This is a genomic window from Sulfitobacter sp. HI0040 (assembly GCF_001634885.1).
Taxonomy (GTDB): Bacteria; Pseudomonadota; Alphaproteobacteria; order Rhodobacterales; family Rhodobacteraceae; genus Sulfitobacter.
The window spans coordinates 1-13,021 of sequence record NZ_LWEX01000112.1 but is presented as its reverse complement, the minus strand read 5'-3'; the positions used below and the strand labels follow the sequence as shown (position 1 = coordinate 13,021).

The 13,021-nt window shown below is 63.0% G+C and carries 13 protein-coding genes; 7 read left to right on the top strand and 6 right to left on the bottom strand.

Features of this window, described 5'->3' with window-relative positions; translation table 11 throughout:
• Positions 1-21: 21 nt before the first annotated feature.
• Genes A3728_RS08260 through A3728_RS08235 form a run of 6 tightly spaced genes read right to left on the bottom strand, consistent with a single transcriptional unit; the run spans position 22 to position 6,009 of the window.
• On the bottom strand, positions 22-387 hold the full coding sequence (locus A3728_RS08260; RefSeq protein ID WP_067922016.1) for a Na+/H+ antiporter subunit G: 366 nt from the start codon (positions 385-387) through the stop codon (positions 22-24).
• Complete coding sequence (locus A3728_RS08255) at positions 384-653, bottom strand: K+/H+ antiporter subunit F (protein WP_067922014.1); 270 nt, start codon at positions 651-653, stop codon at positions 384-386. Before A3728_RS08255 ends, A3728_RS08260 begins: the two co-directional genes overlap by 4 nt.
• Positions 650-1,153: a Na+/H+ antiporter subunit E gene (locus A3728_RS08250; protein ID WP_067922012.1), complete on the bottom strand. Its 504-nt coding sequence runs from the start codon at positions 1,151-1,153 to the stop codon at positions 650-652. The genes A3728_RS08255 and A3728_RS08250 overlap by 4 nt, the downstream gene beginning before the upstream one ends.
• 1 nt (position 1,154) lies before the next feature.
• Positions 1,155-2,771 carry a monovalent cation/H+ antiporter subunit D gene (locus A3728_RS08245; protein ID WP_067922009.1) on the bottom strand — a complete coding sequence of 539 codons (1,617 nt, stop codon included), beginning with the start codon at positions 2,769-2,771 and terminating at the stop codon, positions 1,155-1,157.
• Positions 2,768-3,145, bottom strand: a complete 378-nt coding sequence (locus tag A3728_RS08240) for a Na+/H+ antiporter subunit C (protein ID WP_067922006.1) — start codon at positions 3,143-3,145, stop codon at positions 2,768-2,770. Before A3728_RS08240 ends, A3728_RS08245 begins: the two co-directional genes overlap by 4 nt.
• A 2-nt stretch (positions 3,146-3,147) precedes the next feature.
• Positions 3,148-6,009 (bottom strand): monovalent cation/H+ antiporter subunit A, encoded by a 2,862-nt coding sequence (locus A3728_RS08235; RefSeq protein WP_067922004.1) that lies wholly within the window; start codon positions 6,007-6,009, stop codon positions 3,148-3,150.
• A gap of 224 nt (positions 6,010-6,233) precedes the next feature.
• On the opposite strand from A3728_RS08235, the gene pcaF reads away from it, so the two are divergent.
• From pcaF to paaZ, 7 genes are all read left to right on the top strand, one after another.
• Positions 6,234-7,439, top strand: a complete 1,206-nt coding sequence (pcaF, locus tag A3728_RS08230) for a 3-oxoadipyl-CoA thiolase (protein WP_067922002.1) — start codon at positions 6,234-6,236, stop codon at positions 7,437-7,439.
• Between the two features lie 29 nt (positions 7,440-7,468).
• Positions 7,469-8,461, top strand: coding sequence for a 1,2-phenylacetyl-CoA epoxidase subunit PaaA (gene paaA, locus A3728_RS08225; protein ID WP_067922000.1), 993 nt, complete (start codon positions 7,469-7,471; stop codon positions 8,459-8,461).
• Between the two features lie 4 nt (positions 8,462-8,465).
• The gene (gene paaB, locus A3728_RS08220) at positions 8,466-8,810 is read left to right on the top strand and encodes a 1,2-phenylacetyl-CoA epoxidase subunit PaaB (RefSeq protein WP_082851046.1); all 345 of its coding nucleotides are present in this window, start codon (positions 8,466-8,468) and stop codon (positions 8,808-8,810) included.
• A 29-nt stretch (positions 8,811-8,839) separates the two neighbouring features.
• Entirely contained in the window at positions 8,840-9,562 is a 723-nt protein-coding gene (gene paaC, locus A3728_RS08215; protein WP_067922083.1) for a 1,2-phenylacetyl-CoA epoxidase subunit PaaC, read from the top strand.
• Positions 9,556-10,023 carry a 1,2-phenylacetyl-CoA epoxidase subunit PaaD gene (paaD, locus tag A3728_RS08210; RefSeq protein WP_067921998.1) on the top strand — a complete coding sequence of 156 codons (468 nt, stop codon included), beginning with the start codon at positions 9,556-9,558 and terminating at the stop codon, positions 10,021-10,023. The genes paaC and paaD overlap by 7 nt, the downstream gene beginning before the upstream one ends.
• Before the next feature lie 3 nt (positions 10,024-10,026).
• Positions 10,027-11,091: a 2Fe-2S iron-sulfur cluster-binding protein gene (locus A3728_RS08205; RefSeq protein ID WP_067921995.1), complete on the top strand. Its 1,065-nt coding sequence runs from the start codon at positions 10,027-10,029 to the stop codon at positions 11,089-11,091.
• A gap of 9 nt (positions 11,092-11,100) precedes the next feature.
• Positions 11,101-13,021, top strand: a 1,921-nt coding sequence (paaZ, locus tag A3728_RS08200; protein WP_067921992.1) for a phenylacetic acid degradation bifunctional protein PaaZ, incomplete at its 3' end; no start/stop codon positions are given.

Sequence of the window (13,021 nt, the reverse complement as noted above, 5' to 3'; positions counted from 1 at the left end):
AAAGGGCTCACCCCCGGTCGATCAGCCCGGTTCGTCGACCTTTTCGAGCGTGGCCCAGACTTTGTCGGGTTCGGGCTGGGGCAGCGCGTCCTTGTTGTGTTTGCGGTGGATATGCACCTTCGCGATAAAATGCGCAGAGATCGGGGCGGTCACGAAAAGAAACGCCATGATCAGCACCTCATGCAGCGAAGGTTCCCCCCGCACGTAGGAATCGAGGATGGAGGCCAGCAGGAGTGACCCGACCCCCAGCGTGGAAGCCTTCGTCGGTGCGTGGAGACGCGCCATCGGGGTGCGCAGTTTCAGCAGCCCGATGGATCCCACAAGGGTGAATGCTCCGCCGACAAAGAGGAAGATCACGGTGGCGATGGCAAGGATATCTTCGATCATTCGATGATGTCCCCCCGCAAGACGAAGCGCGCAAGCGCCACGGTGGAAACGAACCCGAGCATGGCGAAGATCATACCGCTTTCGAAATAGATCTGCGTGCCCCACTTCAGCCCGATAAGCACGATGAGCGCGATAGCGTTGATGACCATGGTATCGAGCGCAAGGATACGATCCCCGATATGCGGCCCGATGATCAGCCTGACCATCGCCAGAAGTTGTGCGAGGCCTGCGGCGAAAAGCGCAAAGTAGAAGGCGATCTCGATCACTGGAAAATCTCCTTCAGCCGGCGTTCATAGCGGTTCTTGATGTCGTCGCGGACGGCGTCGGGGTCGGGCGCGTGGAGGGCATGTACGAGCAGCGAGCGTCCGTCGCGGGACAGATCGGCGCTGAGCGTGCCGGGGGTCAGCGTGATCGTTCCGGCCAGCATGGTGATCGCCTCGGGCGCCCGCAGTTCGAGCGGGATTTCCACCCATGCCGACTTGATGTTCCGGTTCGGCTTGAACAACACGATGAGCGCCACAACCACATTGGCAACAAGGATGTCCCAGATCACGATCACCGCGTAGGTCAGCAGCTTGAAGGGCCGGGGAACGGCGGGCCGATCCGGCCAATAGGCCGCCGTGGCCGCAGGGATGATCCACCCCAGAAAAAGGCCGACCACGAAGGTGCCCAGCGATACGCTGTTGTTCAGCAGCGCCCAGACCGCCACCAGAAGGACCGTCAGCAGCGGATGCGGCAAGAGCCGGTTCAAGACGCGTGAACGCATATCAGTGGCCTCCTTCATCTGGCTTGTCCGAGGTCTTCTTCTTCGGATCACCGGCGTCCTTGGCCTTCCCGATGATCCGCCCCTCGGTCTCCAACACCTTGGTGATATAGGGCTGCGGCGCGAAAAGTTGCGCAACGGTGGCATCCGTCACCCGTGTGAGCGGACCGGCAAAGACAGTGACGACCACGACATAGCCCAGCAGGATCCCCACGGAGGTCATCGGCAGGACGCTGTTGCGGGGTGGCGGCATCGTCCCCTCCGGCGCCTCCTCCGGCGGGACCGGGTCGGCATCCTGATAGGCCTTCCAGAAAATCTGCGATCCCGCGCGCCCGAAACCCACCACGGCGACCAGTGACGAAATCAGGATGACGGCCCAGATCCACCAGATCAAGTCACTGTCCAAGGCCGCATCCAGCACCAGCAACTTGCCGACGAAGCCGGAAAGCGGCGGAAGGCCGCAAAGCGCAATGGCCGCGACAAAGAACATTCCCGCCATTAACGCCCCGCCCCGCAGGGGGGGTGCGACTTGTTCCAGCCGTCCTTCTGCGGCCCGGCGGTCACGGATGACATCGACCAGAAGGAAAAGCGCTGCGGCTGTGAACGTCGAATGCACCGCGTAATAAAGCGCCGCCGATATCCCCTCGGGCGTGAAGATCGCCACGGCGGCCAGCAGCATGCCCATGGAACCGATAACGGAAAAGGCGACGAGCCGTCCTATCTCCCGCGCGCCCAGCACCCCGATCATCCCCAGCGCCAGTGTCGCCAGGGCGGCGGGCAAAAGCCAAGTTCCGAACAACCCCGTCGTCAGATCAAGGTCCGGCGGAAAGACCAGCGTATAGAACCTAATGATGCCATAAGCCCCCACCTTGGTCATGATCGCAAAGAGCGCCGCGACAGGCGCGGGCGCTTGGGCATAGCTCGCCGGGAGCCAGAAATGCAGCGGCAGAAGCGCCGCCTTCACCGCGAAGACACCCAGAAGCAGAACGCTCGCCACCCGGATCCCCGCCGTATCGCCCGCATCCAGCGCCGCGACCCGCCCTGCAAGGTCTGCCATGTTGAGCGTTCCGGTCTCGGCATAGAGCGTGCCCAGCGCAAAGAGAAAGAGCGTGGAGCCCAGCAGGTTGTAGAGGACATACTGCGTGCCCGCGCGCAGCCGCTCTGCCCCGCCGCCATGGATCATCAGCCCGTAGGAGGCGATGAGCAGCACTTCGAAGAACACGAAAAGGTTGAAGGCATCCCCGGTGAGAAACGCCCCCATGATCCCCATGAGCTGGAACTGGAACAGCGCATGGAAATGTCGCCCCCGGGCATCCCAGCCGGATCCCACAGCATAAAGCAGGACCGGCACAGCCAGCAGCGCCGTCAGCAGGACCATCAGCGTCGCCAGCCGGTCAGCCACGAGGATGATGCCGAAAGGCGCCTTCCACGCCCCCAGTTGATAGATCGAAATCGTGCCGTCCGACGCCTGCCAGAACAGCCCGAGCGCGAGCGCCAGCAGCCCGAACGTGCTGGCGATCGACAGCACGCGCGCCAGCATCTGGTGGTGACGCGCAACCAGTACGATGATCGCGGCCATCATCGCTGGCAACACGACCGGCAAAACCGTCCAATGCATCATGACGGCGCCTCCCCGCGCTTTGCCTCCGGCGCGGGCTGCGCTTCGGGTTGCGTGGCGGGCGCGTCCACCAGATCGTCATCACAGCTGAGGTAGGACCCCAGCGCGATAATGACGACAACCGCGGTCATGCCGAAGGAGATCACGATGGCCGTCAGCACAAGAGCCTGCGGCAACGGGTCGGTGTAGACCTCGACCCCATCCTGCAGGATCGGGGGCGCGTCCACCGCCAGACGCCCGGCGGTAAAGAGAAACACGTTCACCGCATAACTGAGCAGAGACGTACCGATAATGACCGGAAAGGTCCGCAGGCGCAGCACCATGTAGATGCCGGCGGCTGTCAGCGCACCGATGGCAGTAGCGACCAGAAGCTCCATGTTCAGCCCCCTTCCCGTTCGGCGGCAGCATCGCGGGACGGGTCGATATCCATCGCGTGTTCGCTGACGGCGGTCCCGGCCCGGCGACCCAGCCGCGAAAAGCTTTCAAGCGACAGCATCACCGCGCCCACGACCGCAAGGAATACGCCAAGGTCAAAGCCCATGGCGGTCGCCAGTTCGAATTCGGCCATCGGCGGTATCTGGAAATAGCCATAGGCGGATGTCAGGAACGGCTGACCGGCGAACCATGCGCCAATGCCCGTCAGCCCCGCGACCAGCACCCCCGCGCCGATGATGCCATGGTAAGGATAACGCTGCCGTTGCGCGGCCCAGGCGAAACCGCTCGCCATGTATTGCATCACCACGGCAATCGCGACGATGAGCCCCGCGATGAATCCGCCGCCCGGATCATTGTGACCCCGCAACAGGATGTAGACACCGACCATCAGCACCACGGGCATCATCACGCGGGTCAGCACCACCATCATCAACGGATGCGGATCCCCGGCGCGGCGTTCCTCGAACCGGCGGTTCAGCAGCTTGGCGCGGACAGGGCCGGATAGCAGCGCCTCGGTCAGCGCGTAGATCACCAGCGCCGCGATCCCCAGCACGATAATCTCGCCGAACGTATCGAAGCCCCGGAAATCCACGAGGATGACGTTGACGACGTTGGTGCCGCCCCCGCCCTTGTAGGAATTGGCGAGGTGGTATTCGGCAATGGTCTCCGCCGAAAAGTCCGACAGCATCATGGTATAAACCAGCGCCGCAGCCGCAGCGCCCCCAGCCAGTGCAATCGTCCCGTCACGCAGCCGCCGCCCGGCGGAGGATTCCGCGGGGGATCGGTTCGGCAGGAAGTTCAGGGCCAGCAACAGCAGAATGATCGTCACAACCTCGACAGAGATTTGCGTAAGCGCGAGGTCCGGGGCCGAGAAGAAATTGAAGCCGATGGATACCATCAGGCCGATCACACCCATCAGGATCAGAACGGCCAGCCGGTTCCGGTGTACCGCGACGAGGAAACCGGTTGCCGCCACCAGCATCGCCCATGCGGCCACGGCGTTGGGGGTGATGGGCAGCATCGTCCGGCTGAACGCCGCGTTGGAGCCGGTAACCCACGCATGCACCCCGATGGCGATCACGGTGACAAGGAAAATCGCCGCGTACCGGGTAAAGGCCCCGTTGTGCAGCCCCCCGGCCAAACGCTCTGCGCCAGACACGCAGCGGGCGATGACCCCGTCGAAGATATCCTTCGCCTCGGGCCTTGGCGCGGCGTTCCAGCCCCTCGCCAGCGGGGAGTAGAGCGCCAGCAGGATCAGACCGCCGACAAGCGCCCCGGCGGACATCATCAGCGCGGGATTGACCCCGTGCCAGATCTTCAGGTGCGTATCGGGCAGCTCCGCCGCGCTTCCGATCACCGCCCCCGTTACGAGTTTAACGAAGGGTTCGGCAAGGAAGGGCGCAACCCCGATCGCGACGACCGGAATGATCAGCAGGGCAGGCGGCAGCCAGAGGCCGACGCCCGGATCATGCGGCTTGGCGGGATAATCGTTCCGCACCGGCCCGAGGAAAGTATGGGCAATGAAACGGAAGGAATAGGCCGCCGAGAATACCGCGCCAAGCGTCGCAACGGCGGCCACCAGATAGGGCGACCCATAAAGCGTCACATGGGTGGCTTCCTCCAGCATCATTTCCTTCGACAGGAAGCCATTCAGCAGCGGTATGCCGGCCATGGACAACGCTCCCAGCGTCGCGATGGCGAAGGTCGCAGGCATCACCCGGGCGAGCCCGCCCAAACGCCTGATGTCGCGCGTATGCACCGCGTGATCGACGATACCCGCGCTCATGAAGAGCGCGGCCTTGAAACTGGCGTGATTCAGGATGTGGAACACCGCCGCCATCGCACCGAATGCTGTGCCGGTGCCCAGAAGGAACGTGATCAGCCCAAGTTGGCTGACGGTGGAGAATGCCAGCAGCGCTTTGAGGTCATTCTTGAACAGCGCGATGATCGCGCCCAGCACCATGGTCAGCAGACCCGCCGAACTGACGATGACGATCCATGCCTCGGTGCCCGACAGCACCGGCCAGAGCCGCGCCATCAGGAACAGCCCGGCCTTAACCATCGTGGCGGAATGCAGATAGGCCGAAACCGGCGTGGGTGCCGCCATGGCGTGCGGCAGCCAGAAATGGAAGGGGAACTGCGCGGACTTGGTGAAACACCCCAGGAGGATCAACAGAAGGGCCGGCAGATATAGCGGGGAATCCTGTATCAGCTCCCTGTTCTGCAGGATCACCGTCAGATCGAAACTGCCCGCGATATTGCCCAGCATGAGCATCCCGCCGATCATCGAAAGCCCGCCCATGCCGGTGACCGTCAGCGCCATACGAGCACCCCGCCGGCCCTCGGGCAGATGCTTCCAGAAACCGATCAGCAGGAAGGACGACAGCGAGGTAAGCTCCCAGAACACCAGCAACATCAGGATGTTGTCGCTGAGCACGATCCCGACCATCGCGCCCTGAAACAGCAGCAGATAGGTAAAGAACTCGCCCATGTTGTCGTTGCGCGACAGATAGGCACGCCCATAGGCGATGATCAGCAGCCCGATACCGAGGATCAGCGCCGCGAACATGAAGCCCAAAGGATCAAGGAAGAAATTCGCGTTCAGACCAAGCTGCGGCAGCCAGTCGATCCGTGCGGTGACCACCTCCCCCGCGAAGACGGCAGGCGCATGGGTCGCAAGCCCTATCGCGGCGACGAGCGTAACCAGAAAGGTTGCGTAAAAACAGGCCTGTCGGCCCGCCTGTATCATCAGACCCGGCAGCAGGGCGCCGATGAAGGGAAGAGCCACGATAAGAAACAACGACATGCGCGCGAACATGAAGGAAAGCGAAATGTTTGGAAATACCCCAATGGGTGTTTTCGGAGCGGCATATTCGCTTTGTCACAGTTGCCCCGCCGCACCAGAAGCGCGCGCAGGTCGCACGGCCCTCAATACGTTACGATCCTCTGGTTGTATGCGCGATTTCGTAACATTTATATTGTTGCGAATCGCAGGTAGCGGTACACTGATGACAATTTGGGAGAACGATAATGCAGGCATTCATCTGTGACGCGCAACGCACACCCATCGGGCGCTATGGTGGTGCGCTTTCGTCCGTCAGGGCTGACGATCTGGCGGCGGTACCGCTCGCTGCGCTGATGGAACGCAACAGTCAGGTGGACTGGTCCAGGGTCGACGATGTCGTGATGGGCTGCGCGAACCAGGCGGGGGAAGACAACCGCAACGTCGCCCGCATGGCCGTACTGCTGGCGGGGATGCCGGTGGATGTTCCGGGCGCCACGATCAACCGGCTCTGCGCGTCGGGCATGGATGCGGTGGGCACCATCGCCCGGGCGATCCGCGCCGGCGATATGGACCTTGGCATCGCGGGCGGTATCGAAAGCATGAGCCGTGCGCCCTTTGTCATGCCAAAAGCAGAAACCGCATTCTCCCGCAGCAATGCCGTTTATGACACCACGATTGGCTGGCGGTTCGTCAACCGCAAGCTGAAGGATCAATACGGCGTCGATTCCATGCCGCAGACCGCCGACAACGTGGCCGAGGACCATGACGTCAGCCGCGAAGATCAGGATGCCTTTGCCGCGCGCAGTCAGGAACGCTGGGCCGCCGCGGACAAAGCGGGCGTCTTCGCAGAGGAAATCGCCCCCGTCACCATTCCCCAGCGCAAGGGCGATCCCATCGTCGTCGACCGGGATGAACACCCCCGCCCCGACACGACGCTGGACAAACTGGGCAAACTGCGCGGCATCAACGGGCCGGACCTGACGGTCACCGCGGGCAACGCTTCTGGCGTGAACGACGGGGCCGCAGCACTTCTCATCGCGTCGGAGGCCGCGGCGAAAGATCAGGGGCTCACCCCCATCGCCCGGGTCGTCGCCATGTCCGCCGCCGGGGTCGAGCCCCGGGTCATGGGCATTGGCCCAATTCCGGCGTGCCGCAAGGCGCTGGACCGCGCTGGCCTCGGTATCGACCAGATCGACGTGATCGAACTGAACGAAGCCTTCGCCAGCCAGGGGCTCGCGACGTTGCGCGCGCTGGGCGTGGCGGACGATGACCCGCGGGTCAACGCCAACGGCGGCGCCATCGCCATCGGGCATCCGCTCGGCATGTCGGGGGCACGGCTGGTGATGACCGCTGCACTGCAACTCAAGCGGACAGGCGGGCGCTACGCGCTTTGCACAATGTGCGTTGGCGTGGGTCAAGGCGTGGCGCTGATACTGGAAAACGCAAGCTGAAGTCTCTTATCCTCGAAAGGATCTGAACCATGTATGCACAGATGATCAAGTCCACCGGAAAGGGCGTGAAATCCCTTGATGAGATGGATCCGCAGGAACGCGCCTTTCAGGAACGTATCGACGCGGGCGGCAAGATCGAACCGAAGGACTGGATGCCCGAGGGGTATCGCAAGAACCTGATCCGCCAGATCGGACAGCATGCGCATTCGGAAATCGTGGGCCAGTTGCCGGAAGGCAACTGGATCACCCGCGCGCCCACGCTGGAACGAAAGGCGATCCTGCTGGCAAAGGTTCAGGACGAGGCGGGCCATGGCCTCTACCTCTATTGCGCGGCAGAAACGCTCGGCGTCACGCGGGACCAGATGACCCGCGACCTGCTGTCGGGCAAGATGAAATATTCCTCGATCTTCAACTATCCCACGCTGACCTGGGCGGATATGGGCGCGGTCGGCTGGCTGGTCGACGGCGCCGCGATCATGAATCAGGTGCCACTGCAACGTACCTCCTACGGACCCTATGCCCGTGCCATGGTCCGCATTTGCAAGGAGGAATCCTTTCACCAGCGGCAGGGCTACGACATCATGATGAAGATGGCCAAGGGCACGCCCGCCCAGCGCAAGATGGCGCAGGATGCGTTGAACCGCTTCTGGTACCCGTCGCTGATGATGTTCGGCCCCTCCGACAAGGAATCCGTCCACTCGGCGCAGAGCATGGCGTGGAAAATCAAGATGAACACCAATGATGAGCTTCGGCAGAAGTTCGTCGATCAGACGGTGCCGCAGGCGGAATATCTCGGCCTCACGGTGCCTGACGAACACCTGAAATGGAACGAGGAGAAGGGCGGCTACGATTTCTCGGAACCCGACTGGGAAGAATTCTTCGACGTTCTGAAGGGCAATGGCCCCTGCAACACCGAACGGCTGGAAGCACGCAATAAGGCGTGGGACAACGGTCGCTGGGTGCGGGAGGGTCTGCTGGCCCATGCAGCCAAGAAACGCATCGCGAAACTGGCGGCGGAGTGAAGAGATGAGCAGCCCTGAATCCTCCCCCTATCGCGAAACCCATGCGGAAAAGCACGGCAAGGCCCGCGCCACCGAATGGCCCCTGTGGGAAATCTTCATCCGGGGCCAGCACGGGCTGAGCCATCGCCACGTGGGTAGCCTGCACGCGGCGGATGCCGAAATGGCGATCAAGAACGCGCGCGACGTCTATACCCGGCGCAACGAAGGGGTCAGCATCTGGGCCATCCCAGCAGAGGCCATCGCCGCCTCCTCCCCCGAAGACAAGGGCCCGATGTACGATCCGGCCAACGACAAGGTCTATCGCCACCCGACCTTCTTCGACATTCCAGATGAAGTGGGGGCCATGTGAGCGATCCGCTGTTCGAATACCTCTGCCGCATGGGGGACAATACGCTCGTCCTGGGGCATCGCGTGTCCGAATGGTGCGGGGTGGCACCGGTACTGGAAGAAGACATCGCGCTCGCGAATACCGCGCTCGATCTCATCGGTCAGACGCAACTTTGGCTCGGCCTCGCCGCCGAGGTCGAAGATGCCGGGCGCGACGCCGATGCACTGGCCTTCCGCCGCGATGTCTGGGACTTCCGCAACCTTCTGCTGGTGGAACAACCGAACGGCGATTTCGGGCGCACCATGATGCGGCAATTCCTGTTCGACGCATGGCATCTGCCGTATCTGACCGCCCTGATGGACTCGAAGGACGCGCGCATCGCCGCCATCGCCGAGAAATCGGCGAAGGAAGTGACCTATCACCTCGAACGTTCGACCGACACGGTGATCGGTCTGGGCGACGGCACCGAAGAAAGCCACAACCGCATGCAGGCGGCGCTGGACCGGCTGTGGCCCTATGTCGGCGAGATGTTCGTCGGCGACGCGGTCGACAGTTCCCTGCAGGAACGGGGCCTCGCGCCGGACCCGGCCAGCCTGCGCCCCGGCTATGACGAGCTGGTGGGCGATGTGTTCACGGCGGCCACGCTGAAGCGTCCCGAAGATGATTTTGCCCACAAGGGCGGCAAGACCGGTGCGCGCCACTCCGAACATCTGGGTCACATGCTGACGCAGATGCAATGGCTGCAACGGGCCTATCCGGACGCGACATGGTAATCGAACGCCCCTCCATAGACACGGTCTGGGGCTGGCTTTCCGAAGTCCCCGATCCCGAAATCCCCGTGATCTCGCTCACCGATCTGGGGATCGTCCGGGATGTCGCGTGGGCGGGCGATACGCTCGAAGTGACGGTCACGCCGACCTATTCGGGCTGCCCGGCTACGACGATCATCAACCTCGACATCGAAACGGCCCTCCGCGAACGCGGGGTGGAGAACATCCGCCTGAAACGCCAGCTTTCCCCCGCCTGGACAACCGACTGGCTGACAGCCGAGGGCCGCGAGAAGCTGGAGCGTTACGGCATCGCCCCGCCCCGTCCCGCAGGTGGGCCGGAACATTGCCCGCTGTGCAAATCGCCGGATGTGGAGCGGATCAGCCAATTCGGCTCCACCCCCTGCAAGGCGCAATGGCGCTGCCGCGCCTGTCTGGAACCCTTCGACTATTTCAAGTGCATCTGAACCATGTCCAGCTTTCATCCCCTCGAAGTCACCGACATCCATCATACCATCCGCGATGCGGTGGTTCTGACCCTGCGCCCGGAGGATCCGCAGGCCTTCGCCTTTCGTCAGGGGCAGTACCTGACATTCTCCAAGGATTTCGACGGGACAGAGGTTCGGCGCAACTATTCGATCTGCGCAGGCCTTGACGACGGCGAGCTGAAGGTCGGCATAAAGCGGGTCGATGGCGGCGCCTTTTCGACCTACGCGAACACGGAACTGAAGGTCGGTGATGTGCTCTATGCGATGCCGCCGCAGGGGAAATTCTTCACCGAGATCGAGCCCGACCGCGCCAAGGATTATATCGGTTTCGCGGGCGGCTCCGGCATCACGCCGATCCTGTCGATCCTCAAGACCGTGCTGAAGCGCGAACCGCAATCGACCTTCACGCTGGTCTACGCCAACCGCGCGGTGAACACGATCATGTTCCGCGAGGAGCTTGAGGACCTCAAGAACCGCTACATGGGCCGGTTGACCATCATTCACATGCTGGAATCGGGGCAGGACATCGACCTGTTCACCGGCCGGGTCGATGCCGAGAAATGCGCGCTGCTCTTCAAGCTCTGGATCGATCCCTCCAAGCTCGACACCGCCTTCATCTGCGGGCCCGAACCCATGATGCTCGCCATCGCCGAGGCGCTGAAGGCCCATGGCATGGACCCCGATCAGATCAAGTTCGAACTCTTCGGGGAAAGCCAGCAGGGCCGCCTTGCAAAGCGCGAAATGGAAAAGCGAAGCGAAAGCGCTGCTGGCACCGAAGTGACGGTGATCATAGAAGGCGCCCGCCGAAGCTTTACGATGTCACGCGGCCAGTCGGTGCTGGAGGCGGCACTGGAAAACAGTCTCGATGCGCCATTCGCCTGCAAGGCGGGGGTCTGTTCCACCTGCATGGGCAAGGTGCTGGAGGGCGAGGTCGAAATGCTGTCGAACCACGCGCTGGAGGATTACGAGGTCGAGCGTGGCTATGTGCTGACCTGTCAGAGCTACCCGGTCTCGGACAAGCTGACGATCGATTACGACACACATTAGGGGGCGCCGATGAAAGACGTTCACAGTTTTGCCGTCGGAAAATGGGTGCCGCCCGGCACAGATGCCCGCGACATTCGCAGCGCGATAGACAACATCCCGCTTGCCCGCGCCGGGGGCGGGGCCATCGACCCAGACGCCATGCTGCGCCATGCCCGCGAAACCGGCGGTCCGGCCCTGCGCGCCATGACGTTCCATGACCGGGCGCGGATGCTGAAGGCGCTGGCGCTCCATCTCAAGGAACGCAAGCAGCAGCTTTACGATGTGTCTTTCGATACCGGCGCCACGCAAGCAGATCACCTGATCGACGTGGATGGCGGCATCGGCACGATGCTCGTCTTCGCCTCCAAGGGACGGCGGGAAATGCCGGATGCGCATGTCTTCCTTGACGGTCCGGCGGAGCAGCTTGGCCGGGGTGGTCAATTCTTCGGGCGGCATATCTGCACCCCGTTGCAGGGCGCCGCCGTTCATATCAACGCCTTTAACTTCCCCGTCTGGGGCATGCTGGAAAAACTGGCGCCTACCCTGCTCGCCGGGATGCCCGCCATCGTGAAACCCGCAACGGCGACCTGTTATGTGACGGAAACCTGCGTGCGCCTGATGCTGGAGTCGGGCATCCTGCCCGAAGGTTCGCTCCAGTTCGTCGCGGGCGGGCTGGGCGATATGCTGGACAGGCTGGATTGTCAGGATACCGTTGCCTTCACCGGTTCCGCCGATACCGCGCTGAAGCTGCGCGGCAATCCCAACCTGCTGGCGCGCTCCGTCAGGTTCGCCGCCGAACAGGATAGCCTCAACGCCTCGGTGCTTGGCCCCGATGCAACACCGGGCACGCCGGAATTCGACCTCTTCGTTAGGGAGGTTCATCGCGAAATGACGGCGAAGGCCGGGCAGAAGTGCACCGCGATCCGCCGGATCATGGCCCCCGAACCGCTGGTGGCACCTTTGATCGAGGCGCTGAAGGAAAAGCTGGAAGCCACCCGCATCGGCGATCCGCGCGACAAGGACACGAAGATGGGCGCCCTCGTCTCCGCCGCACAAAAGCGCGACGTTTTGGAAAAGACAGCACTGCTGGCGCGGGAAGCCGAGCGTGTGTCGGGCGACCCGGACCGGTTCGAAGTTCACGGTGCGGATGCCGCGGCGGGTGCCTTCCTGCCACCGATGCTGTTTCATTGCACCGACCCCGATACCGCCAGCCGAGTGCATGATACCGAAGCCTTCGGCCCGGTTTCGACCGTTATGCCCTACCGCGACGTGGCACATGCGGCGCACCTGCTGAACCGCGGGCAAGGCTCGCTCGTCGCCTCTGTCATCACGCATGACGCAGGCTTTGCGCGGGACATCACCCTGAGTTCGGCGGCCTATCACGGGCGGCTCTACTTCGCCGACCGAACCTCCATGAAGGAAGCCACCGGCCACGGTGCCCCCCTGCCCCATATGGTGCACGGTGGCCCGGGTCGCGCGGGCGGCGGCGAGGAACTGGGCGGCATCCGCGGCGTCATGCACTACATGCAGCGCACCGCTGTTCAGGGCAGCCCCGACATGCTCAGCGTCATAGGCCAGCAATGGATACCCGGCGCGGCGGAGATCGACGACAGGGCGCATCCCTTCACCCGCAGCTTCACCGAACTGGAGCTGGGCGAAACATTCAACAGCGACAGCCGCGTGGTCACGCTCGACGATATCGAGACCTTTGCCCATTTCACCGGCGATACCTTCTACGCCCATATGGATGACGAAGCGGCGGCGGCCAATCCGTTCTTCCCGGGCCGGGTGGCGCATGGCTACCTGCTGCTCAGCTTCGCGGCGGGGCTGTTCGTGCAACCTGATCCCGGCCCCGTGCTGGCGAACACCGGGCTGGACAACCTGCGCTTCATGGCACCGGTACAGGCAGGCGACAGCATCAAGGTACGGCTCGTCGTCAAACAGAAAACAC